Origin of the sequence: Micromonospora sp. NPDC047074 (assembly GCF_040643815.1) — a bacterium.
In the GTDB taxonomy this organism is placed as follows: domain Bacteria; phylum Actinomycetota; class Actinomycetes; order Mycobacteriales; family Micromonosporaceae; genus Micromonospora.
This window is the reverse complement of sequence record NZ_JBEYVB010000015.1, coordinates 39,759-63,673: the sequence shown is the minus strand read 5'-3', so window position 1 is coordinate 63,673 and position 23,915 is coordinate 39,759. Positions and strand designations below refer to the sequence as shown.

At 68.6% G+C, this 23,915-nt stretch carries 19 protein-coding genes and 1 pseudogene; 6 read left to right on the top strand and 14 right to left on the bottom strand.

Annotated features, from left to right (window positions below):
• The 4 genes from ABZ809_RS19715 to ABZ809_RS19700 all read right to left on the bottom strand — a co-directional run bounded on the left by ABZ809_RS19715 (position 1) and on the right by ABZ809_RS19700 (position 4,194).
• Entirely contained in the window at positions 1–918 is a 918-nt protein-coding gene (locus ABZ809_RS19715; protein WP_357563996.1) for an SIS domain-containing protein, read from the bottom strand.
• Between the two features lie 138 nt (positions 919–1,056).
• Positions 1,057–1,872 carry a carbohydrate ABC transporter permease gene (locus ABZ809_RS19710; protein ID WP_357563995.1) on the bottom strand — a complete coding sequence of 272 codons (816 nt, stop codon included), beginning with the start codon at positions 1,870–1,872 and terminating at the stop codon, positions 1,057–1,059.
• A gap of 94 nt (positions 1,873–1,966) precedes the next feature.
• On the bottom strand, positions 1,967–2,815 hold the full coding sequence (locus ABZ809_RS19705) for a sugar ABC transporter permease (protein ID WP_357563994.1): 849 nt from the start codon (positions 2,813–2,815) through the stop codon (positions 1,967–1,969).
• A 107-nt stretch (positions 2,816–2,922) separates the two neighbouring features.
• Positions 2,923–4,194, bottom strand: coding sequence for an ABC transporter substrate-binding protein (locus ABZ809_RS19700; protein ID WP_357563993.1), 1,272 nt, complete (start codon positions 4,192–4,194; stop codon positions 2,923–2,925).
• A gap of 395 nt (positions 4,195–4,589) precedes the next feature.
• On the opposite strand from ABZ809_RS19700, the gene ABZ809_RS19695 reads away from it, so the two are divergent.
• Together ABZ809_RS19695 and ABZ809_RS19690 are read left to right on the top strand one after the other, a co-directional pair.
• Positions 4,590–5,735: a substrate-binding domain-containing protein gene (locus ABZ809_RS19695; protein ID WP_357563992.1), complete on the top strand. Its 1,146-nt coding sequence runs from the start codon at positions 4,590–4,592 to the stop codon at positions 5,733–5,735.
• A gap of 25 nt (positions 5,736–5,760) precedes the next feature.
• Positions 5,761–6,765, top strand: coding sequence for a Gfo/Idh/MocA family oxidoreductase (locus tag ABZ809_RS19690; protein WP_357563991.1), 1,005 nt, complete (start codon positions 5,761–5,763; stop codon positions 6,763–6,765).
• A gap of 131 nt (positions 6,766–6,896) precedes the next feature.
• On the opposite strand, the gene ABZ809_RS19685 is transcribed toward ABZ809_RS19690, so the two are convergent.
• Entirely contained in the window at positions 6,897–10,088 is a 3,192-nt protein-coding gene (locus ABZ809_RS19685) for a chondroitinase family polysaccharide lyase (RefSeq protein ID WP_357563989.1), read from the bottom strand.
• A gap of 85 nt (positions 10,089–10,173) precedes the next feature.
• On the opposite strand from ABZ809_RS19685, the gene ABZ809_RS19680 reads away from it, so the two are divergent.
• Complete coding sequence (locus ABZ809_RS19680; protein WP_357563987.1) at positions 10,174–10,980, top strand: sugar phosphate isomerase/epimerase family protein; 807 nt, start codon at positions 10,174–10,176, stop codon at positions 10,978–10,980.
• On the opposite strand, the gene ABZ809_RS19675 is transcribed toward ABZ809_RS19680, so the two are convergent.
• Entirely contained in the window at positions 10,953–12,455 is a 1,503-nt protein-coding gene (locus ABZ809_RS19675; RefSeq protein WP_357563985.1) for a sulfatase-like hydrolase/transferase, read from the bottom strand. The two genes, ABZ809_RS19680 and ABZ809_RS19675, sit on opposite strands and share 28 nt — an antisense overlap.
• Positions 12,456–12,673: 218 nt before the next feature.
• On the opposite strand from ABZ809_RS19675, the gene ABZ809_RS19670 reads away from it, so the two are divergent.
• Together ABZ809_RS19670 and ABZ809_RS19665 are read left to right on the top strand one after the other, a co-directional pair.
• Positions 12,674–13,852, top strand: a complete 1,179-nt coding sequence (locus ABZ809_RS19670; RefSeq protein WP_357563984.1) for a formylglycine-generating enzyme family protein — start codon at positions 12,674–12,676, stop codon at positions 13,850–13,852.
• Positions 13,853–14,405: 553 nt separating this feature from the next.
• On the top strand, positions 14,406–14,777 hold the full coding sequence (locus ABZ809_RS19665; protein ID WP_357563982.1) for a S1 RNA-binding domain-containing protein: 372 nt from the start codon (positions 14,406–14,408) through the stop codon (positions 14,775–14,777).
• Here the strand turns inward: ABZ809_RS19665 and ABZ809_RS19660 are convergent.
• Both ABZ809_RS19660 and ABZ809_RS19655 read right to left on the bottom strand, forming a co-directional pair.
• Positions 14,774–15,088, bottom strand: a pseudogene (locus ABZ809_RS19660) (hypothetical protein); the annotation flags it as partial. The gene ABZ809_RS19665 and the pseudogene ABZ809_RS19660 sit on opposite strands and share 4 nt — an antisense overlap.
• A gap of 126 nt (positions 15,089–15,214) precedes the next feature.
• Positions 15,215–16,750, bottom strand: a complete 1,536-nt coding sequence (locus ABZ809_RS19655) for an HNH endonuclease (RefSeq protein ID WP_357563980.1) — start codon at positions 16,748–16,750, stop codon at positions 15,215–15,217.
• 354 nt (positions 16,751–17,104) lie between these two features.
• Between ABZ809_RS19655 and ABZ809_RS19650 the strand changes: the two genes are divergently transcribed.
• A complete protein-coding gene (locus tag ABZ809_RS19650; protein ID WP_357563979.1) occupies positions 17,105–17,545 on the top strand; it encodes a DUF4259 domain-containing protein in 441 nt (146 codons plus the stop codon).
• A gap of 471 nt (positions 17,546–18,016) precedes the next feature.
• Here the strand turns inward: ABZ809_RS19650 and ABZ809_RS19645 are convergent, their stop codons facing one another.
• From ABZ809_RS19645 to ABZ809_RS19620, 6 genes are all read right to left on the bottom strand, one after another.
• The gene (locus tag ABZ809_RS19645) at positions 18,017–18,514 is read right to left on the bottom strand and encodes a hypothetical protein (RefSeq protein ID WP_357563978.1); all 498 of its coding nucleotides are present in this window, start codon (positions 18,512–18,514) and stop codon (positions 18,017–18,019) included.
• A gap of 628 nt (positions 18,515–19,142) precedes the next feature.
• Positions 19,143–19,826, bottom strand: coding sequence for a hypothetical protein (locus tag ABZ809_RS19640; protein WP_357563977.1), 684 nt, complete (start codon positions 19,824–19,826; stop codon positions 19,143–19,145).
• Between the two features lie 62 nt (positions 19,827–19,888).
• Positions 19,889–20,143, bottom strand: a complete 255-nt coding sequence (locus tag ABZ809_RS19635; protein ID WP_357563974.1) for a superoxide dismutase — start codon at positions 20,141–20,143, stop codon at positions 19,889–19,891.
• Complete coding sequence (gene alaS, locus ABZ809_RS19630; RefSeq protein WP_357563973.1) at positions 20,140–22,785, bottom strand: alanine--tRNA ligase; 2,646 nt, start codon at positions 22,783–22,785, stop codon at positions 20,140–20,142. The genes ABZ809_RS19635 and alaS overlap by 4 nt, the downstream gene beginning before the upstream one ends.
• A gap of 178 nt (positions 22,786–22,963) precedes the next feature.
• On the bottom strand, positions 22,964–23,230 hold the full coding sequence (locus ABZ809_RS19625) for a superoxide dismutase (RefSeq protein WP_357563972.1): 267 nt from the start codon (positions 23,228–23,230) through the stop codon (positions 22,964–22,966).
• 6 nt (positions 23,231–23,236) lie between these two features.
• A complete protein-coding gene (locus ABZ809_RS19620) occupies positions 23,237–23,851 on the bottom strand; it encodes a superoxide dismutase (protein ID WP_357563971.1) in 615 nt (204 codons plus the stop codon).
• Positions 23,852–23,915 lie beyond the last annotated feature (64 nt).

Genomic DNA, 23,915 nt, shown 5'->3' with positions numbered 1-23,915 from the left:
CTACCGCCCCGCCGACGGATCGAGGATGACCGAACGGGTCAGGTGCCGGGGACGGTCCGGATCGAGCCCGGCCCGGGCGGCCTTGGCCAGGCACAGCCGGTGCACCCGCACCAACTCCGCCATCGGGTCGATGTCCCGATGCTCGAACCGCGCCCCGGTCGCGCGCACCTGCTCCGCCAACCCGTCCGGAACGGCACCCAGCGCCCACGTCACCCGCCCCGGCTCGGCCACGCTGATCGGCCCGTGCCGGTACTCCATGGCCGGGTACGACTCGGTCCAGCACTGCGCCGACTCCCGCAACTTCAGCGCCGCCTCCTCGGCGAGCCCCACCGTCCAACCCGACCCCAGGAAGGTGATCTGCCCGGCGTCGACCAACCCGGCCAACGCCTGCTCCTCCTCAGCCAGCACCGCCGCCACGTCCGCGACCGCACCGGTGAGGTCCTCCCCCAACGACGCCCGCAGCAGAGCCAGAGCGGAGGTGGCGAACCGGGTCTGCACGACGGACGACTCATCCACCTCGCTGAGCAGGATCACCTGGTCCGCCAGCCGGGTCACCGGCGTTCCGTCGGTCGCCACGATCGCCGACGTCCGCACGCCACGCTCCCGAAGCGATTTCAGAATCTCGATCACCTCGGTCGTCGTACCCGACCGGCTGATCACCAGCACCGCGTCGTAACCCCGACCAAGCCGGTGCTCACTCGCCGCGAACGCGTCGGTCTCGCCCAGCCCCGCCCGCTCCCGCAACGCCGCGTACGCCTGCGCCATGTAGAACGACGTCCCACAACCGACGACCGCCGTCCGAACACCGGGACGCGGAAGAGCGCCGGCGAATTCAGCCACCCGCGACACCACGCCCGACCAGTCGTCCGGCTGACCGAACACCTCGCGGAGAAGATGACATCCCACACCACCAGCCATGACCACTCTCTCCGACATAGAAGATCGACAAACGCCTTGCACATTTCCGGAACTCGGCGGACGGCCGATCCGGTGGACCGGGTGAAAATCGAGACGGTCACTCGCCGACCGGGCCGACCCGGAATCGGAGAGAAATTGTCACTTGCCCATGCCCAGGGTCAGTCCCTCGGTCAACCGCCGGCCGAGCCACACGTAGACGGCGAGCATGGGAATGACGATGATGCACAGCCCCGCGAAAAGGCCTCCCCAGTCGGCACCGCTGTACGTCTGCTGCTGGACGAACGATATGAGTGCAACCGGCAGGGTGTAGTTCTCGGTCGAGTGCAGCAGCGTCACGGACAACAGCGTTTCGTTCCAGTGCCCGATGACCTGGAGGACGAACGCGGTCAGCATGCCGCCCTTCGCGACCGGCAGCATGACCTGCCAGAAGACCCGCGCCGGCGACGCGCCGTCCAGTGCGGCGGCCTCCTCCAACTCCAGGGGCAGCGAGCGGAAGAACCCGGTCAGCAGGAAGACCGTGAACGGCATGGAGAGGCCGATGTAGACCAGGTTGAGACCGACGAGGCTGTCGACCAGCTCTACCGAGTTGAGCATGACGAACAGGGGGATCAGGATGACCTGGACGGGGACCCCGAGTCCCAGGACGAAGAACAGCGTGAGCCCCCGGCTGAGCGAGGATTCCTGCCTGCTCAGGTAGTAGGCGGCGGGGGCCGCCACGGCGACCGTCAGCACCGAGGACACCAGGGTGACCCAGGTGCTGTTCCACGCCGCCGTGGCGAAGTCGCTGACGGTCCAGGCTTCGACGAAGTTCTCGAGCGAGAACGTCTTCGGCAGCCCCCAGGGCGTGGCGAGGATCGACCGGGTGTCGCGGAACGCCTGCAGGACCATCCAGGCGAGGAAGGCGACATTGAGCAGCACGATCAACCACATGAGCCCGGCCCCGAGGCGGCGCATGGGTCCCGTCCCGCTCAGTGAGACGGGACCTCGCCGGCGGGCCCGCCACCGGCGGGTGGACGGGGACGCGGAGGGTGTACGCATCTCGTGCCCTTCAGAACTCGATGACGTCACGACGCATCACGCGCCGGAGCAGGACGACAAGCACGGTCACCAGGAAGAGGGAGACAACCGCCGATGCCGTGGCAGCGCCATAGGCCGGAATGGAGTCGCCGGAGAACGCGGTCACATAGGTGTAGACCGCCGCCGTCCAGGTCTGGGTCGGCGGAACTCCGCTTCCGTTGCTGGCGCCGAAGATCCAGATGATCTCGAAGATCTTCACCGAGGAGATCGTCCACAACACCGCGCAGACGCCGAACACGTCCCAGGTCAGCGGGAGGACGACGTGCCGCAGTCGCTGCCACGCGTTCGCGCCCGCCAGCGCGCAGTCCTCGTAGTAGTAGACCGGGATCCGGTCCACCCCCGCCATCAGGATGGTGGTGTAGTAACCGGTGGTCATCCACACCATGGTCACCATGATGAGCGGAAACAAATTCTCCTGCGCCAGCCACTGCGGCGGGTTGTTGACTCCGAGAGGCTTGAGCAGTGAGTTGGTCAAACCGTCCGGATTGAAGATGAAGCCGACGAGGATGCCGTAGACCAGGGCGTTGACCAGGTGCGGGAAGAAGATGACGGAACGTACGATCTTGCGGCCCGCCATGTCCCGCAGGATCAGCGCCATCGCGAAGCTGAGCACGAAGATCGCGATGCCCACCACGAACAGCAGCTTCAACGTGTTGCCGAGGGACTGCCGGAACAGCGGGTCCTGCACCAGTTGCCGGTAGTTGTCGATCCCGGTCCAGGCCATCGGCCCCGATCCGGCCCACTTGTGGAAGCTGATCCACACCGCCCCGAAGATCGGAATGACGAACAGGACGAGGTAGAGCAGCAGGGCCGGACCCACGAACGGAACCAGCAGGCGCCGTCGCTGATCGGCGAGGGACCCCCCGCGTCGGGCCGACTTCGGACGGGTTTCGGGCGAGCTCGCGCGCGGCAGGACCCTCGTCGCCATCAGCCCTGCGTCTTCCAGTACGCGACCTGCGCGGCCTTCATCTTGCTCACGAACTGCTCCGCCGAGATCTTGCCCAGGAACAGCTCGTCGTCATTGGGGTAGAGGACCTTCTCGTTGTACCCGGGGAAGGCGACCCCATCCACCTGCTGGTGGTACGACGAGGCACCGTCGAGCGCCTTCTTCACGCTGGCCAGCTCGGGCGCGGTGCTCGCGTCACTGCGGATCGGCAGGAACTTGGCCTCGACGCCGCTCGCGTCCTGGTACTTCTTGCTCAGGAAGAACGCGGCGAACTCCTGTGCCAGCTCGGCGTTCTTCGCCTTCTTCGGAACGGCGAAACCGGTGACGTCGGAGCGCACGCTGTCCTGGGTACCGGTGGTCGGGAACTGGAAGGACCCGAACTGGAATCCGTCGGCGGCGTAGCTGGCCGACTCGGTGGGCATCCAGGAGCCCATGAACGAGAGGGCAGCCTCGTCGCTCGCCCACTTCTGCTGCTGGGCCGGCCACTTGCTGGCCTGGTAGCCCTTGATGAGGTAGCCGCCCTTGACCAACTGCTCGACCTTCTTGGCGGCGTCCAGCACCGCCGGGTCGTCCCACGCCGCGCCCGACTTGTCCGACGCCAGCTTCATCAGCGCTCCGGGCCCACCGTTTCGGACCATGAGGGTCATGAAGTAGAAGATGTTGTAGCCGGCCACGTCACCGTCGGCGGCGAGCGGCACCTCGCCCGCGGCCTTGAGCCGGTCCAGCAGGGCGATGAACTCGTCCCAGGTCTTGGGCGGGTTGGTCGTCAACTCGGGGTGCTTCGCCGCGTTGAACCAGATCGCGTCCGACTGGATCTGGTAGGGCAGCATCCACGGCTGGCCGTCGGGGTACTTGATGTTGACGTTCTGCAGCAACTTCGCGGGAAGCAGATCGCCAACGGGCTTGCCGTCGACGCTCGCCGCGTACGCCTCGCCCAGGCCGCGGGCCTGCTCCGTCGCCACCAGCGCGGGGTACATCTTGACGTACGGGCCGTCGACGAGGTCCGGCACGTCGTTCGTGTTGAGCGCGGGCACCAGCTTCTGCAGGTTGGTCCGGCCCTGCCACTGCACCTTGACCTTGACGTCGTGCTGCTTCTCGAAGTCGGCGATGGCGTCGGCGAGCACCGCCTGCTGCGGCTCGCCGCTCTTCCACATGGACCAGTACGTGAACTCCTGGCCCGACTGCTCCCCGGCCGACCCGGAGCAACCGGTCACCGCCAGCGCGACGGCCGTCGCGACACCAGCCGCGAGCATCGCGGACCATCGCGCTCTACCAACTCGGGTTGCCACGAACTACACCTCCCGTACACAGGGCAGCCAGCATGCTGCGGTTCACGAAATGTTCCGGCTCACAAAGAGAGGATTCAAGAAGTAATTCTGCCGACACACGGGCATCGAACCAGCAAGACATTTCTCCGGCCGACGCGCCGGACCTGCCGATTAACGGCCAGAGACGCCGTAACAGGCTTCGGTTGCCCGAGAATGGACAACCAACTCCACACCCTTCAGACCACCCGACGAGGCAGAAACCGCCCAGAAGTCCTTCGCTATTGCGTCTTTAATCCTTCCTCGGATGCGGAGAGAATGGGCGGACGCATGACCCGCGACGACGGGTCCAGGTTCCACTGAGGAGGGGGGCGGGAAACGGCATGACGGCGACGCAACCAGATACCGCTCCCCGCAGAAGCCGGGCGCGCGACGCCGTCACCCGGGACCTCAAGTTCCAGCAGCTCGCCGGCGACCTGCGACGCGGGATTCTGGCCGGGGACTGGGCGGCGGGCACCAAATTGCCGACTGAGAGCCAACTGGCGAGGGACACCGGGCTCTCCATCACCACCGTCCGTCGCGCGTACGAGGAACTGGTCGGGCAGGGGCTCGTCGTTCGCCGGCAGGGTGCCGGGAGTTTCGTGGCCGTCCCCCACCGGCGGGAACCACGTGCCCGGTGGTCCATCGGCGTGCTCGTGCCCGACACCCAGAGCTACTACCCGCGCGTCCTGCAGGGCATCGAAGAGGCCCTGTCCGCGGCCGGCGCCCGCCTCCAGTTGTCCACCTACCACTACGACCAGCGGGAAGAGGAGCTCGACCTGCGGTTCCTGCTCGACTCCGGCGTCGACGGTCTGCTCCTGGTGCCGACGCTGCTGGGGCTCGACGACCCGGGCGGACGGGCCGACCAGCTGATGTCCCTGCCCGTCCCGGCTGTCCTGCTGGAGCGGCGGCTGGCTGACGCCGGCCCCGGTGATCGGACCGAACACGTGTGTTCCGACCACCAGGCCGGTGCCTACGACGCGGTCGCACACCTCCACCGGCTCGGACACGACCGGATCGCCCTCCTCTCGCGCAGCAACAACCCCACCGGGACCGCCGTGAAGGCGGGCTTCGAACGGGGCATGCACGACCTGGGACTGCCGGCCGACCAGCAGCACTGCGCGGTGAAGGAGCGGTGGAGTCCCGGGTTGGCGGACGAACTCGTCTCCAGGTTGCTGGACTCGGCCGTGACCGCCGCCCTCGTCTTCGGCGACCGGGAAGCCACCCTCATCGAGGGCGCGGCCCATCGCCGTGGCCTCCGCATCCCCGAGCAACTGGCGCTGGTCTCGTACGACGACGAGACCGCCGATGTCGCCGAGGTGCCGCTGACCGCGGTGTCCCCTCCGAAGTACCGCGTGGGCCGGATGGCCGCCGAAGTGCTGCTACGCCGGCTGGCTGAGGGGGACGCCTGTCCCCTGCACCAGATACGTCTGCGGCCACGCATCGTCGTCCGCGCCTCCTGCGGCGCCCTCCTGGCCGGGCGCCCATGAACACGATCGCGAATCAAGGAGCTTCATGCGTATCGGGCTGATCGGTGCCGGCGCCGTCGCGAGTCTGCACGCGCACGCCGCCGAGTCCCTGCCACACGTACGTCTCACCGCGGTCTGTGACCTGGTCGAGGAGGCCGCCCGTAAGGTGGCCGCGCCCCTGGGGGCCGCGACCTTCACCGACTACCGGGACCTGATCGGCAGCGGCCTGGTCGATGCCGTCATCGTCAACACGCCGCACGCGCTGCACCGCCAGATGGTGTTGGACGCCGCGGAGCTGGGCCTGCACGTGCTGGTCGAGAAACCGATGGCGACCACGCTGGCCGACTGCGACGCGATGCGGGCCGCGTGCGACAGCGCCGGGGTCACCATGGTCATCGGCCACATCCAGCACTTCCTGCCCGAGAAGGTGGCCGCGGACGCGTTGCTGGCACAGGGCGAGTGCGGCGCTCCGGTGATGGTGCACGACTACCGCAGTACCGATTACCGGCCGGGTGCGCGTTCCGCGTGGTTCTTCTCCTCGGCGATCGCCGGCGGGGGCGCGCTGATGAACATCGGTGCGCACTGTCTGGACCGGTCGGTCTGGCTCGGCGGGGCGACCGCGGTGAGCGTGACCGCGACCACCGCACAGCGTTTCGGGGTCGCGGTGGAGACGGACGGCGTCATCCAGCTCGAGTTGGCGAACGAGCTGTCCGCGTCGATATCGGTGGTCTCCGACGCGCCGCGCAGGATCGACGAACTGATGGTGGTCTGCGAGCGCGGCGTGATCACCGCCGATCCCCGGCGCGGCACCTTCCTCCGTCGGGACGGTCACACCCGCGTGATCCTGGAACCCAGCAGCTCGGACATCCCGAACGCCTTCCGCGCCCAGCTCGCCGACTTCGTGGCCGCCGTGGCCGGTGAGCCGTCCCGCGTCAGCCTCGACCACAGCCGGCACGTGGTCGAGCTGGTCCTGGCCGCGTACGAGTCGGCGATGCTCGGCAGGCCGGTGGCGGTCGCGGAACGGCCCCGCACCTCAGCCGCCCTCGCGTAAGGCGAATCGTGCCGGCGCCCCCGCCTCTCGAACAGGCGCACTCGGTGGGCATCCATCGACCCCCGCGCATCCGGCGCCGAGACGACCGGGGCCGCCGCCGTACTCCTACGGCGGCGGCCCCGGTCGTCTGATCACGCCGGTCGCAGCCGGAACCGCACCCCTTCACCGTGCTGGCAGAGCACGCGAAGGACGGTCGTCGCGGAGACCGACTCGACGGTCACCCGTGGGTGCTCCTCGGTCAGCTGCCAGCGGCCGTGCAGGGTGAGCCGCAGGGGTCGGGGAAGACTCGGCGACCGGCGCCACGGACGCGAGTACGACGTGACCCGGCCCACGAACTGCCCGGACGAGTCGTACTGGTCGGGATCCAGACCGCTGTAGAGCCGCAGGTCCGGGTCGGTGACCGAGACCACGAGATCGGCGTCGTCGTGGTAGGTCAGCAGCAACGAGGGGGTGTCCACCGCCGCCAACCGCCCCTCGGCGAGCCGGTCCTGCGGCTCGAACACCACGTAGCCCGTGATCCCGGTTTCCCGGTCCCAGACGACGTGTGCCTGTTCGTCGGCGCGCAGCACCCGGTACGGGGCCCGGCCCGGGTCGGCCATCCGGAGCGCGAAGTCGGCCATCGTGTCCTGGTCAGCGCGGATGACCATGGCGTACTCGTATGACTTCGCGTCGGGCGCCGTGCCGTGGTCGAGCCATGCCGTGGCGAAGTCCGCCGATCCCTGGCCGGTGTCGCCCTCGTCGGGGCCGGTCTGCGTGGCCCGGGTGAGGGCGAGTCGTTGGCCGGCGGGGAGGTAGTAGCCGATGCCCTGGGGATCGACCATCCAGACCGGCCGGTCCAGGTCACGGACCTCCCGGTAGGGCAGCGCGCGGATCTCGCCCAGTTCGCCGTCGTACTGCGGGGTGGTGGTCTGCGGTAGCAGGGTCTGGAACAGGGTGGTCTCGGTCGGGTGCAGGCCGTCGGTGTTGGTGATGGCGGTGCCGATCGCGACCAACCGGTCGTCGAAGAGGAAGACCGACTTGCGGGCCCGGTGCGACTCGTCGTACTTGGGGTGCTCATGCAGGTCCATGCCGAACACGCCGTTCCGGTCGCCGATCGATCCGGCCCCGGCGAACCGGGAGTCGGACAGCAGCATCTCCTCGATGGTGCCGGTCATGTCCGCCCTGAGCTCGGAGAAGGGCAGGTTGATCGTCGTGGTACCGGGCCACCGGTTCCAGTCCCAGCCAGGTTGCGCGAAGCCACTGCCACGGTTGTCCACCGGGTTGCCGCCGCTCATCACCTGGATCTGGCCGTACGTGACGTAGCGGCCGTAGAGATTGTCGGCCTCGTAGATCTCGGTGCTCCACAGGTACCGGTTGTGTCCCCGTACGGCGACCAGCCAGTTGTCCCGGCGCTGCACCGCCAGGGCGGCATAGTTCATCGCCCAGTTCCCCGCCGGATCGGCCTCCGCCGTCACCCCGGCCGCGGCCAGCTTCCGGGCCAACGCCTGCTGCGCCGAACTCGGCTTCTCGGGTAGCAGGCGCAGGAAGGCGGCCCCGATCTCGGGATCGAGTGCCGAGGAGCCGTCCGGCGAGCCTGCCTCGGTCATCGTCTGGAACGGGGCGATGTTGAGCCCGGTGAGGCCGGTGGGGTGTCGCATGGCGATGGACAGCGGCCACTGGGTCTTGTTGGCGTACACGCGCATCCGCAGCAACGCCTGCTTCCATCGCTCGTGCGCGGCCTTCGAGACGGCGAACGCCGTGCCACCGAGCATGACCAGGGTCGGCGAGCCGCCGGACATGCCGTCCCGGGCGTAGTCAGGGTAGAAACCGACATGGTGGAACACGGTTCCGTCGACCTTGAACCCGTCCTCGATACCCGGCGACGGGGTGAGCGCGTGGTCGAGCCAGTCCTTGAGCAGCTTGAGGTTGGCGACCTGCTCCGCCGGCGTGGGTGCGAGCAGTGCGGTGCCCAGCAGCCCCTGGATCGTCGTGTTGACGATGTCGAAGACCCCACCGTAGAGGTGGCCGTCGGTCCAGTCGTCGCGGAGCCGGCCGAACCCGGTCAACCAGGCCAGGTCGGCCCGGGCGGCATCGAGCAGGCCTGACCCGGCGAGCATGTCGCGCACCAGGTACACGGAGTTGTAGAACCCGCGCGCCTGGTAGCCGACGTGGTGGATCGTGCCCTGCGCGCTGCCGTCCGTCCAGCCCTGGTCGCGGAGGTGGGCGAACATCCGCAGGTAGAGCGCGGCCAGGGTGGCGCGGTGCCCGGCCCCGGTCGCCGCGTCGTAGGCGGTGGCCAACTGGTACATGAGGTCCGTGTACTTGCGCAGCTCCACCCCGTCGACGAAGGTGGTCAGCTCGGCGGCGATCGGCGCGGGATAGACGGCGGCCTGGTACCCGATGATCGGACGTCCCCGCCCGCGCTCACCTCGCGCCGGCACGCCCAGCGCCTCCACCGAAGTGGCGAGGGTCGCCACCGACGCGTCGGTGACCGCACCGGCCTTTCGCACCGCGGCGTAGTAGGCCGCGCGCACCCGGGCGAGGGAGGCGAGTTCGTCTGCGGTGGGCTCGGGCGCGGGCGGCGCGGCGGCCAGGAGCCGGGAGAACCGCAGCAGGCCGAGCCAGTGGTCGTTGTCGGCCTGCGCCGACTCGGCGTTGACGAAGGGAACCTGACGGTCCGGCGTGGGGTGGTCGGGACGCAGCTCGTTGTTGAGGATGAGCTGGTCCAGGTACAGGGTCCCGGCGGGCACCCGCCGCGGTGCGACGAGACGCACCGTGTTCATGCCCTGATGGGGACGCCCCGACAGGTCGTACTGGTAGCGGATCCAGGCGGTACGCCAGCCCTGGAAACCGAGGTGGATCTCGCACCAGGCGTCCACGCCCGAGCCCCGGCCGAACTCGATGCGCAGGACATCGTCGACCGGCTGGTCGTTGTAGAGCCAGAGGGAGAACGTGTCGACCGTCCCCATGAAGCCCTGGTCCCCGCCGCGCTGGTAGGCGCTCGGCGCGTAGCGCAGCGGCGCGCGCATCTCGACGACTCCGGCGGGCTGGTAGTCCCAGCGCAGGGAGTGCTGTCCGGTCCGCGCCACGTCGGCACTTATGCTCAGGCGTGAGCCAGCCCGTGCGCGTACCTGCTCGGGGACGTGTGTCTCGAAGAGAAACACCGGTGGTTCCAGCGCGAGGGCCCGCGACTCCAGCGTCGACGGGTCGACGCCGACGGTGCGGGTCGGCTCTGCGGTCGGCCCGGCTGCCCGGGCAACCGACGGCAGGCCGACAATGGCGACACCCGCCGCGACGGTGGAGAGGACATGACGTCGCGACAGACCCGACGAATGCTCTGGCATCGTTCCTCCTGAAATGAAAGCTCAAAGGCATCACAACCGTTCGGAAAAGGACCATTCAAGAAGGATTTCTGGGAGGACACCGCACATGCCACTGGCCTTCTCGACCCTCGGCTGCCCAGGCATGACGCTGTCGAGCGTTGTCGAAATCGCCGCCGATCAGGGCTACGACGGCGTCGAGCTACGCGCGGGCCCGGACGAGCCCGTACACACCGGTCTGGACGGCCCGCAGCGGCAGCTCGTCTCCCGCCAGCTCACTGCGGCGGGCGTCGCGGCCCTCAGCGTCGCGAGCTACGTCCGCGTCTGCGATCCGGACGCGGACGACGACGGGATCGTCTCGGCCGGGCTCGCCCACGCCCGGCTGGCGCACGACGTCGGCGCCAGCTACCTGCGGGTGTTTCCCGGCGGCCAGCGCGCCCCCGGTGCCACCGACGCCGACGACCTGCGCGGAGCGCGGCGACTGGCGCAGATCATCGCGGCCTCTGCCGGGCTCGGCGTCCGCGTGGCGCTGGAGACGCACGACAGCCACGGCCGGGCCGCCGACGTACGGCGAATAATCGATCAGCCGGGGTGCGCCGAAGCCGTGGTCATCTGGGACGTCCTGCACTCGTGGCTCGGCGCGGAGGATCCGGCCGCCTCGTTCGACCTGCTCGCGGACCGGCTGGCGTACGTGCAGATCAAGGACGTGGTCAGTCGCGCGGACCTGACACCCCGACCGCCCGCCACCGGTGCGCTCCCCCTCGCGGAGGTCGCCGCAGCGATCCGGGACCGCGGATCCGGCGGATGGCTCTCCTGGGAGTACGAGCGGGCGTGGCACCCGCGCGAACCGTCGCTGGCGACGTTGGCGCCGGGCGTCCGGCGATGGGTTCAGTCGCAGCGGTTGCTGCCGTCGTGACCTTCCCCTCGACCGGGTCGCCGCGGCGCTCCCGCTGAAAGGCCGGTGACCGCCTCCCAGCTCGGCGGCAGGAAGGCGGCGGAGGTGTCCCGCCCCACCGGCCCGACCTGCCCGGCTCCGACGACCGGCAGGTGGCGGCCGTCGAGCCGGGGATCCGCGTGCGTGGTGAACCATCCTTCGAGGTCGGCGCGCATCCGGGTGACGACGGCCCGGCTGTCGGGGTCGTCGACCCGGTTGACCCGTTCCCCCGGATCGCGCACGAGGTCGTACAGCTCGTGCGGACCGTCGGGGTAGCGGTGCACGTACTTCCAGTCGGCGGTGCGGATCATCCGCACGGGACCGTACTCGTCGTAGACCACGATCGGGCGGTCCGCGGCGTCGTCGTCCTGGTCCGCTCCGGTGAGCAGCCCCGCGAACGACCGGCCGGGGCCCCGCTCGAACGGACGCGCGTCCAACCCGGCCAGCTCCAGCAGGGTCGCGCCCAGGTCATAGGCCGAGAGCAGTTCTGGCCGTACCTGTCCGGCCACGATCCGGCCAGGCTGGGCGATGATCGCCGGAACCTTCACGGAGGTGTCGTACATGTTCTGCGGGTAGGTGCCGTTGCCCTTGCCCCAGATGCCGTGGTGACCGGTGTTGAACCCGTTGTCGCTGCTGAACACCACCAGGGTGCTGCCGGTCAGCCCCAGTTCCCCGATGAGATCGAGCACCCGACCGATGGCGGCGTCCATCGCGGTGACCGCGGCGAAGTAGCCCACGAGCGCGGCCCGGGTGTCCGCCTCACCCCCGATCGGTACGCCGTCCACCAGCGGGACCCAGGGATGCGGGGACTCCTGGGGACACGACGTGAAGGCGCAGTCCTGGTAGAGGCTCTCGACCTCCGGTGGATGCTGGCCCTTCCACGGCTTGTGCGGGGCGGTGAAGTGCAGCGACAGGTAGAAAGGCTCGGGCCGCCCGGCCTCATCCCGCAGGAACGCCATCGCGTCGTCGGCCAGGACATCGGTGAGGTAGCCGTCCGTCGGTTCCAGCCGTCCGTCGCGGTACATCGGTGCCCCGTGGTACGGGCTGCCACCGCTCTCGTGCGCGTACCAGTGGACGAAACCGGGCCGTGGTCGTTCGTTGGCACCCAGATGCCATTTGCCGCTCAGCCCCAGGCGGTAACCGGCCTGCGCCAGCTCATCGGTGAACAGTCGTCGCGCGGCGAGGTAGTCCACCGCGTCCGGGCCGACGTGCACCCCGTCGAGGTAGTCGTGGACCCCGTGTCGGGAGGGTATCTGGCCGGTGAACAGGCTCGCCCTGGCCGGGGAGCACACCGGGGACGTGCAGAAGAAGTTGTCCAGCCTGGTTCCGGACGCCGCGAGGGCGTCCAGCCGTGGCGTCTGGATCTCGTCGTTGCCGGCGCAGCCCAGGGCCCATGGTCCCTGGTCGTCGCTGAGCACGAAGAGGATGTTCGGTCGCCGAGGGTTTCGGCTCGCCATGAATCACGCTCCTGAGCGTCCCGCTCCGGTGAAGCGGCAATCACCTGCCGCCGGTCAGCGCAGGTCGACGATAGCTGGGCCCGCTGTCGTACCGGGCGTTTTCCGTACCCGTCGGTCCGGGGTTCCCCTGCCGGGACGGGTGCTGTGCGGGCCCGACGCAACTGGGCCGCAGTGGCCAAGAAGACCGTCGTGCGGAGCGAGGAATCAAGCAGGATTCCATGAGCCGGGGCGCGCAAACCTGCCCCGGCTCTTGCCCCCGACCCCTCCGGTCAGCGCGTCGGCCGGCCGGAGCCGGAATCCTGCTGGAATGCTTCCCTCGACAGCGCCGAGACTGGCATCCGAATCACCCGGCCATCACGCTGACCAACGTCAGCGGCATCGGAAAGGATGCGTCGGCCTTGCCCGACCACGCACGTCCCCGCGCCCCGCACCTCCGACCCCTGCCGGATGAAGGCAACTGCTGCACGCCCGGCATCCAGCGGCGGCGCGTTGCCCGGTCGTCCGGAACCCTTCTGACTCCGCACAGCTCCCACCGTTCGCAGGTACGCGTGCCCGGGGGCACGTTCCTGATGGGCGACGCCTTCGCGGAGGGCTATCCCCGAGACGGGGAGGGTCCGGTCCACGAGGTGGAACTGTCGACCTTCCACCTGGACACGACAGCCGTCACCAACGCGGCATTCGCCAGCTTCGTCGACGCGACCGGATACGTCACCGACGCGGAGCGATTCGGAAGCTCAGCGGTCTTCCACCTGCTCGTGGACGCGGCGGCCGACGTGGTCGGGACCGTTCCCGGCGCGCCCTGGTGGGCCGAGGTACGCGGTGCGTGCTGGCGTCGGCCCGGTGGCGGACGCTCCGGCATCGGCCACCTGCACGACCATCCGGTGGTCCAGGTGTCCTGGAACGACGCGCAGGCGTACTGCTCGTGGGCCGGCAAGCGCCTGCCCACCGAAGCCGAGTGGGAGTACGCCGCCCGCGGCACGTTGGCTGGTCAGCGGTTCGTGTGGGGAAACGAGCTGACGCCCGGCGGAGTCTGGCAGTGCAACATCTGGCAGGGCCGGTTCCCGCTCGCCAACTCCGAGGAGGACGGCTTTCTCGGGACCGCTCCGGTGAATTCGTTCAGTCCCAACGGGTACGGCCTCTGGTGCATGGCGGGGAATGTATGGGAGTGGTGCGCCGACTGGTTCGACCCCAGCTACTACGTCACCTCGCCGAAGGTGGATCCGCAAGGACCGGGCACCGGCGTCTCGCGGGTGATGCGGGGCGGGTCGTACCTGTGCCACGACTCGTACTGCAACCGCTACCGGGTCGCCGCGCGCTCCGCCAACACACCCGACTCCTCGTCCGGCAACCTCGGCTTCAGATGCGCCAACAACGACTCCCTCAACGGCTCGGCGTGACCCGCTGTCCTTAGGGTCCGACGCACAAGCACGCCTCGACCCCTGACGAACGGTCCGCTGCGGCAGCGGTAGTGCCACCACTCGCGGTCGTAGTTGGCGAAGCCGCCGTCGGTCATCCGCTGGCTCACCCATGTGACCGGAGAAACCACCGAATTCACAGCCGTAGTTGTGGGTGCATTCCGTGATGGCGCGATGGCGGAAGGTGAGGCTTCCGTACGGTCCGCAGTCCTGAAATGTTGCTGCTGTCGACATAGGTCGATGTCTTGGCGTGGTCGTAGGGGCGGTGGTGGTGGGTGCGGTGGCACACGGCAGCGCGGTGACGGTGGACTGCTTGACCGTCAGAAGGAAGTACGCGGTGAGGTTACGGTTGTAGGTGCGGGTCTCACACTTCTCATCGCCGGGGCTGGCGGCGACGCCGTTGTCCTGGGTCTTATCCACCGTGCCGTAGGTGTCGGAGAACCAGGTTTGGCTGCTGGTGATACGCCATCCTCGGGCAACGTCAACGCCCAGGGCTGTCGCCTTGTAGGTCTTTTGCTCGCGGACGAAGCGGGCGGTGACCGTATCGCCGTTGATGGTCCGTGAGGCAGTCGCTGAAGATCGCCACGGCACGTTGACGGTCTTGGCGACGGGTTTGGTTTCGGTGCCGTACATCTCGCAAATGGCAGACCACCGTGTCGAGCACCCGTCCGAGGTCGTCAACGTGGGTGAGACGGTCACCGTGCAGATCCTCGACGTCGATATCGCGCGCGAGCGGGTATCGCTGTCGCTGAAGGCGCGGCCTCCGCCAGCTCTGAACCGGGCCGGCCGGGACCTGAGCCGCCAGCCTCGCCCTCGAAGACACGTCGTTCCCGCTGATGCAGCCCTGCCCGGCTGCGGGCTGCTGTCCGGCTCAGGCAGAGGCCGACCGGCAAACGGTGCAGCCTAGTACTCCAGCCGCACTTGGCTGAGTCGTTGTCGTCGCTGGTAGTGGCTTGTTCTGGCTCGGAACTGATGGCGGCGCCCCACCATGACCATCGATTGATGTGGTCGCGGGTTCGTCTGTGAGTGATCAGGTGTGCCAGGAGACGTCGAGTCTCGGCGAGGCTGAGGGGGACAAGTCCGCCCGGTCGGCGGTGCCCCTTCTTGAGCCCCGGTGACGGCGAGGAAGGCGTGGGCGCACATAGCGAGGGTTATGTGGCGGTACCAGGCGTCGTAGCGGCGCACCTGATAGTCGCCCAGGCCGACCTGAGGTTCCCCCGACAGCTCGGAGACTTTTGATCATGGCCTGACACACCCGACCAGGAGATTCTCTGTGCTCGCCCCTCGTAAGTATCGCCCCGCGGTCGACCGCACCGTCCGGGTGTCGGTCGGCTGCGGAAATCGTCACTGAACGCCGTGGTCGCGGCGGTGCGCCGCCAACGCCCGCCGGTCCGGCCGGTGCGCGGGATCCGCCGTCAGCGGCAGTTCGACCCCGGCGAACTCGCCGTAGTGGTCGAGTCCTTCCGCAACCCGGACTCGATACGAGTCGTCGATCCAGAGCAGCCCTTGGTCGAAGAGGTTGTGTAGGTCCGCTCGGAGTAGAAGGCCGTTGGAAACCCGGTTGGTGGCCGGCCCGTCGTACGGCTCGATGTGCGCGGCCTGCAGTGCCGCCTCCACGCCGCAACCGCTGATGACACAGCGGCCCTGGTATGCCTCGATGAGCCGGCGACGGAAGTCGGCCTGCCCCTGTCGGGCCGTCACCTGCGCCAGCCGCCGACGGCGGCCCTCCGGCAGAACCTCGGGTTCGGGCGCCCGGGCCTCACCCAGGATTTTGGCCAGGCGGTCCGATTCCACCGGCTGTATGGCGCGAACGCCCTGCACGACCTTCTCCAACACGTCTGTCCCCGCCACGCCGCGTCGCAGCAGGAAGCGGGTCAGCGGCACTTCCCAGCGGATTTCCAGCCGCCACTCCGAACAGTCGCCGTCGGCGTAGAGGTAGGGGTCGGCCCAGGCGGTCCCGGCGGCCACGATCCGTCGGTGCGGGGTGCTGGCGTAGACCCAGATTCGGTCTCCGGCGCGGATCTGATGGAAGCAGGAGGAGAGGTGCCAGTCGTCGTATGCGCCGTCGGCTGGCAGGCTCCCGAACATGTCCAGCACGTCCTGGTCGTAGCCCCACGCCTCGGTCCGGTCGTTCACCGGATAGATCCACTCAGCGGCTGGGCGTGCGCGGCCCAGTACCTCGTCGACAAGCCGAGGGCTGTGCCCGGCGCCCTGCATGGTCCGCGCGGTGAGGAGGGTGGAGGTCAGGTGCCGGACTGCGGCGGCGAAGCGCTCGTCGGCGAGCGCCGCGACCAACTGGTCGTACGGACCGCACACTCGAACCTGGTCCGGTCCCGCGTCCTGGTAGTCCGACGGCTCCTCGGTGAGGCCTGGAAACTCCCGGGCCAGGGCACGGCTGGTCGACCAGTGCCGGCGGAGCACGGACCGCCGGACGACGATGAACCCCTCGGCTAGGTCCTGGTTCTCCGGATCGATCGGTTGGTGCAGAACGAAAGTCTCCATCGTTCGCATGCACACCGCGGACAGCCGGCGCGGGTTGCTCTTGGTGTTCGGTAGGCAGGATAGGGTCCAGTACTCCCGCTCCGTGCCGGCCGGGTCGGTCACCGCGACGTTTAGGTATGCCCGGTTCGCCTCGACCACGGCGGCGTAGTACCCGCTCTCGCTCAGCCGTTCGAACTGGCTCTTGCCGTTGGCCACCATGCGCTTCGTCGACTCCTCGTCCCGGCCTTGAGGCCGACGACCCGAGCGCCCCCAAGTGGGCGATGAAGGAATGGTGATGCTAGTAAATGCGCTAGGCGAATCGATGCCGTCGGCGAGAGCCGCGTCCAGAATGGGACCAACACCCGACGCGGAACGACCCGCTCGGGTAGCTGTCGTCACCGGAGCGCTCCTCTCGGTGGCACCCGCAGAGGTTGTCACGGTTTAGGAAGGCGACCGCGGCGGGTTGGTGCGCATGCCCTTGACCTGGACGTCCACGTCGGCCGCGGGCCGGACGATTTAAGATCATTGCACGTACTCTGCACGAAGCACTGCCGGCGCCCGAAGACGGCCGAGGACCACCCGCATGGGCGGTCCCGCAAGCGTGGTGCCCGCCCTGCCTTCGCAGAAGAGCCGCCGCTGATCATGCACGCCTGTCGGCCGGCCTGGCTGCACAGCCGAGCACTCTCGCGCCCTTGCGTCCAGCCCCGCTTGGGCAACATGATCCGCTCACCGCGCATGTAGAGGGAGGAGCGCATGGGCACCTGGGATGACGGTCCGTTTGACAACGACACTGCTGCCGACTGGTGCGTTGACCTCCACGATGCCGATCCGTCTGCGCGGTCGGCAATGGTTCGTGCTGCCCTGACGACGGCAGCGCTCAACACCGGATACCTCGACCATGACGATGCCGTCTATGCCATCGCTGCGGCAGCGATCGTGGCGTCTCACATGCCCGACGGTGACCCGATAACCTCGCCATACGCACCGGACTTCCTGCTTGCTGGCGAATCCCTTGACCTTGACGACGACCTTCCACAGTTGGCAGTCGACGCACTCGACCGGGTTTTCAGCGACGACTCGGAGTGGCGGGACTCATGGGGAAAGGCCGAATCCAGGGACTTCCCGCAGATCCACAAGCTCCGTGCGGTGCTGTCCGGTCCGCCTGAACTGCCAGGTCAACTCGCGCTGCTCTAGCTGCCCACAGCGATACACCCCTACGTGGGCGCCGGAATGCACCTGCAGTTTGGAAGATCGTTTCCGGCTGGTCTGATCTGTCCGGAACGCCTCGTCAGCGGGAGTGCCGTGGTACCCGATCATGACCGCTGTGACCGCCTGGAACACCGGCTACTGGCACGTGGATGGCACGGCGGTTGGCGCGCGGCCGTCCGGCGTGCGTGCGGGTTACGCCCCCCGGCCTCTCGGGCCGGGGCGGGTTGCCGTGTAGCCAGCTTTCCGCGCGACTGAACCCCGGCACCCCGATGGCAAGCCGCGAAGCGGCGCGGCAGCGATCGCCCCAGATACAACGACAGCCAACCACCCACGCGATCGTCACGGCATTGCGCGTTCCGGCCATGCCGCCGGTACAGGATCCGGACGAGGACCGGAATATGCGCGGGCTGCGGCTCGGCAACGGGCCGTGGACTTCAATCGCCGGGCCGCCGTCGGCTAGACGTCCTCGCCGGCCACGAACGGGCTGTATCCGTGCGGCAGTTCACTGACCTGCAAGTCAGAGAAGATCAGGGTGAGGGCGTGAGCATTGGACTCGATCCGCACCTCATGGAACTCGATACCGATCGCTTCGGCCCAACTGTGCGCCACAGGCGATTCGTCCACCACCTGCGCGCCCGGGTAGAGAGAGTGCCACTTCACGCCCCATACGTAGCCGTCCAGGTCGACGCCGGTCTCATGGTCGATGAGGCGGTCGTCCAGGGACTCCCGCCAAGTGGGCGGCGCTACAGTCGTTTTGCAGCTCGCCTCGACGCAGTACCGGAACAGGTAACGAAGGTAGGCAGGCGTGATTCCGGTGCGCGGGTCCGCAGTGGCATACACGATGACCTCATAGTCACGCATGTAGTCGGTAAACCCGTGGTACACCAATGCCTGGTCGAAAACGTCGTCCAGCGCCTGCCTCAGCACCGCAGTATCCACGACGTAGTTGTACATCCACGATGAGGAGGCATACCCGCCGCGTCGGCCGATGCCGGCCGGAGGCCGCCAGCAGGCCGAACTCGAGCGGACGCGCCGCGCTTGCGCGGCGCCTTGATCCAGAAGACGAACAACTCGGCAGATGACCCGGGTAGCCACCTGAAAATTGACCAACCGTCAAGCAGCGCTAGGCACGCTCCAACTTGACTGATCTTGGTCCCCAGAACGGCGAAAGGGCCGACCCGATTTCCGGGTCAGCCCTTTGACCTGAGTCGGGACGGCCGGATTCGAACCGACGACCCCTTGACCCCCAGTTACCTAACAGTTCTGTCACGCCGTGTTGGACCATGCCGATAAATGCAGAATTCGGGACAGTTTGACAGTGGTCGGCACCGCGATGCCGACCCATTCGGCAGCTTTCCCTTCTGTGACATCAAGCCTGTGACCAGGGCCGTGACCACAACCAGTCAAGTGCCCAGGCTGCCGTTTGATGCCAACAGGACCATCCGAGCCCACTGCGCTCGTCGCCACGCCGACCTGTCGCCGACGACCGCGTGCGCAGCAGGGTCGCGTTGATGAAGAACGTGGTGCAGCGGTCGGCACGACGGATACCTGGGGCTGACGGCTGGTCGTGACGCGGCTGCCGCTACGGCCCGGTTGACGTAGCGCGCAGGTAACGCAGCTCCACGATCTGGGTGTCGATCAGTGTGCGGGTCGGGTTCCGGATGAGGTGAGTCTCGCCGGGATGGAGGTAGCGCACTGCGGGTCGTGGCGGTGTGTCGACGTCCATGCCGCCGGTGAGGTCGACGACGAGCATGGGTACCAGTCCGGCGCGCCATACGTGATCGTCATCGGGCCGAGTCGTGAGGCGCTGGACGCGTACGTCGTCGGTGTCCAGGACCGTGGTCAGGGCTACGCCCTCGGGCGTTTCCTCGGGCCAGCCGTCGCTCGTGTCTAGCGGGGTTTCGAGTGCTTGTCCCGAGGCTTCCTCGCCGAGGTCGAGGAGTTCGATGAGGCGGTTGCGGTACAGGCTGTGGCCCTGGTTGGTGAGCATGTGTACCGGGGAGACGGGCCGGTAGATGGCGCCGCCCACCTGTTCGTTGATGTGTCGGGGTGGGCTGCCGTCGAGCCAGTCCATGCGGCAGGCCGAGGTGTCGAGGCAGAGCACGAGGTACGGGTTGTGGTGCAGGTGCCAGGGCTGGCACTCGCCTGGAGCAAGGGCCACTTCCCAGACCCGTACCCGGGAGTTGGCGAGCAGGACCCGCTGGCCGACCTCGCCGAGCACGACCTCGCTGCCATCGGGGGAACTAACGACGGTGCCGGCGCTCATGGGTTCCTTTCGGCGGGTGCCCGACCTGTGGCGACGGCACCGGGGGTGGTGGGTGCGGGCGGTCAGTCGGCGGCGGCGAGGGCGGCGATGCGCAGGGAGATCTCCCGGACGATGGTGGGCAGGTCCCTACCAGTGTGGTCGCTGGTGATGGTGAGGGCGAGTTCGGTGAGCAGGAGGAAGGCGTGGGCGCGTTCGGCGTCGTCGGTGAACGCGTCGGCGAGCGCCCGGGCGCCGGGGAGGTCGCCGCGGTGGCGGGCCGCGACGATCCCGACGGCGCGTTGCATCCCGGTCAGCAGGTTCGCGGCGTCAGGTGTCATGTCGCGTGGGTGAGGTCCCGGAGCCGGTCGAGCAGTTCGGTCGGTTCCGCGTTGGCCTTGCCCTGGGCGGACCCGGCGTTGCCGCCGCCTTTCCCGGCCAGGAGGTGTTTGATCAGGTCGTTGGCGGACAGGCCGCGTTGCACGCCGGCGGGGGTGACGGCGACGACGATGCTCGCGCCGGCGACGACACCGACGACGCCGGGGCGGCGGCCGAGGCGGTCGCGGACCTTCTCGGCGAGGCGGCGGGCGTCGCCGGTGGTGGTGATGCCGGCGTACGCGATGCCGTCGAGGTCGGTGGCGTTGGCGGCGTAGGTGTCGGCGTCGAGGTCGATGAGCCGGCCGCGTAGGTCGTTGGCTTCGCGTTCGGTCTGCTTGAGTCGTGCCAGCAGGGTGGTGATGCGGTCGGGCAGTTCCTCGGGACGGGCTTTGAGCTGGGCGGCGAGCTGGGTGACGAGGTCGCGTTCGCGGGCGAGGTAGCGGAACGCCTCGATCCCGGTGACGGCTTCGATGCGGCGTTGGCCGGCGCCGACCGACGATTCACCGGTGACGGCGAGGGAGCCGATTTGCGCGGAGTGCGTGACGTGGGTGCCGCCGCACAGCTCGCGGGACCATGCGCCGCCGATCTCGACGACCCGAACGGAGTCGTCGTAGGTTTCGCCGAACAGGGCCAGGGCGCCTTCGCTGCGGGCCTGCTCCAGCGGCAGGTAGCGGACGTTGACGGGCAGGTCGCGGCGGATCGCCAGGTTCGAGACTTCCTCGATCTCGCTGCGGGTGGCGTCGGAGAGTCCGCCGCGCCAGGCGAAGTCCAGGCGCAGGTATCCGGGCCGGTTGTACGAGCCGGACTGCAAGGCGTTCGGGCCGAGGACCTGGCGCAGCGCGGCGTGTACGACGTGGGTGCCGGAGTGTGCCTGGCGGGCGCCGACGCGCCATTCGGGGTCGACTGCGGCGTGTACCGCGTCGCCGACGGCGAGGGTGCCGTCGAGGATCCGGACGGTGTGCGCGATCAGGCCCTTGACCGGCCGCTGCACGTCGATGATCTCGGCGCGCAGGTTCGGGCCGGTGAGGGTGCCGGCGTCGGAGTCCTGGCCGCCGCTCTCGGCGTAGAACGGGGTCTGGTCCAAGGCGACGGTGACGATGTCGCCGGCGTGGGCGGCGCCGACCGCCGCACCGCCGGACCAGAGCGCGACGATCCGGGAGTCGGTGTCGAGCGTCTCGTAGGCCAACCACCGGGTGGGCCCGTTCGCGTCGAGCACCGTCCGGTACGCCGACAGGTCGGCGTGGCCGGTCTTGCGGGCCTTCGCGTCGGCCTTCGCGCGGGCGCGCTGCTCCGTCATCAGGGCCCGGAACCCGTCGGCGTCCACGGTGAGGCCCTGCTCGTTGGCGATCTCCAGGGTGAGGTCGATCGGGAAGCCGTACGTGTCGTGCAGTTGGAAGGCCTTGTCGGCGGCAAGGGCGGAGCGGCCGGCCTTCTTGGTTTCCGTGATGGCGGTGTCGAGGATGGTGGTGCCGGCGCGCAGCGTGCCGAGAAAGGTGTCCTCCTCGGCGTAGGCGGCCGAGGAGATCCGGTCGAAGTCGGCGGCGAGTTCGGGGTACGACGGGGCCATGCAGTCGCGGGCGACGGGCAGCAGTTCAGGCAGGGCCCTGTCGTGCCAGCCGAGCAGCCGCATGGCGCGGATGGCGCGTCGCATGATCCGCCGCAGCACGTACCCGCGGCCCTCGTTGGACGGGGTGACCCCGTCGCCGATCAGCATGAGCGAGGTGCGGACGTGGTCGGCGATGACCCGCAGGCGTACGTCGTCGGGGTGGGACTGGGTGGCGGCCTGCCCGGAGTGCACGCCGTACTGCTTGCCGGTCAAGTCGGCGGCCCTGGCCAGGATGGGACGGACCTCGTCGATCTCGTAGAGGTTGTCCACGCCCTGCAGGATGGAGGCGATGCGCTCCAGGCCCATACCGGTGTCGATGTTCTTGTTCGGCAGGTCGCCGACGATGCGGAAGTCGGTCTTCGACGCCACGTCGGCGATCTCGTACTGCATGAACACGAGGTTCCAGAACTCCAGGTACCGGTCCTCGTCGACCTCCGGGCCGCCCTCGGGGCCGTAGGCGGGGCCGCGGTCGTAGTACAGCTCGGAGCAGGGGCCGGCCGGACCGGGGATGCCCATCGACCAGAAGTTGTCCGCCTTGCCGCGGCGCACGATCCGCTCCGCCGGCACGCCTGTCTTGAGCCACAGGTCGTACGCCTCGTCGTCGTCGAGGTAGACCGTCGCCCAGATGCGCTGCGGGTCCAGCCCGAAGCCGCCCTGCTCGACCGGTGTGGTGGACAGCTCCCAGGCCAGGGGGATCGCGCCGGCCTTGAAGTAGTCGCCGAACGAGAAGTTGCCGTTCATCTGGAAGAACGTGCCGTGCCGGGAGGTCTTGCCGACCTCGTCGATGTCCGGCGTCCGGATGCACTTCTGCACGGACGTCGCGGCCCGGTAGGGCGCGGCGCGCTGGCCGAGGAAGTAGGGGACGAACTGCACCATGCCGGCGTTGATGAACAGCAGGTTCGGGTCCGCGATCGCCGGCAGCGGCGCCGACGGCACCACCGTGTGTCCGTTGGCCTCGAAGTGCGCCAGGAAGCGTCGCTTAATCTCCGCCGTCCGCACCAACGCCCCCTTGTTGCCTATAGTTTGCAGCTACAGCTTATTGGCAGCAGGGTGAGGGTGTTTCGGGTACCCCACAGTAGGTCAGCCGTGCGGGCGCCTGGGCTGCAGGGTCGGTGATCCGGTCGGTGTCGCCGGCATGGCGTGCCGGCGACACCGACCGGTGGACCAGTTCCCGGGGTCAGGTCTCGGGTGGTGCGGCGGTGGCGGTGGAGGCGACGAGCAGGGACAACTCTCGTACGAGGTTGTCCATGGACTGGCCGCTCTGCGCCCGGAGCAGTCCGAGACTCAGGTCTGCCAGCAGGTAGAAGCCGAGGGTCTTGGCCTGCTCGGTGCCGAACGCGGCGAGCAGTTCCTCGGCGCCGCCGAGGTCACCGCGGTGCTTGGCCGCGATGACCCCGGCGGCCCGTTGGAGCAGCTCCGCCGCAGCCGGGGTGGGCCCGGTCACGCCCGCTCAGATCTTCGGCGTCGTGGCGCGGGCGGCGTCGAAGCGGGCGATCACGTCCGACCAGTTGACCAGGTTCCACAGCCGGTCCACGTAGTCGGGCCGCACGTTCTTGTACTGCAGGTAGTAGGCATGCTCCCAGGCGTCGAAGACCAGCAGCGGCGTGGAGCCCTGCCCGACGTTGCCGTGGTGGTCGTACACCTGCTCCACGATCAGCCGCTGGCTCAGCGGCTCCCAGGCCAGGACTCCCCATCCGGAGCCCTGCACGCTCTTCGTGGCGGCGGAGAGCTGCCCGGCGAACGCGTCGAACGAGCCGAAATGCTCGTCGATCGCGGCGGCGAGTTCCCCGCCCGGGCGGTCGCCGCCGTCCGGGGACAGGTTGCCCCAGAAGATCGTGTGCAGCACGTGACCCGACAGGTTGAAGGCGAACGTCTTCTCCAGGCCGACGAGCGTCGAGAAGTCGCCCTTGTCGCGGGCTTCGGCGAGCTGGTCCAGGCCGTCGTTGGCGCCCTTGACGTACGCGGCGTGGTGCTTGTCGTGGTGCAGCTCCAGGATCTGCCCCGACATGGCCGGCTCCAGCGCGCCGTAGTCGTAGGGCAGATCCGGCAGGTTGTAGACCGCCATCAGAACTCCTCCAGGTTGCTGCCAAGCTGATGCTGTTGCCACTATCTTGCAACACTAGGGGTGC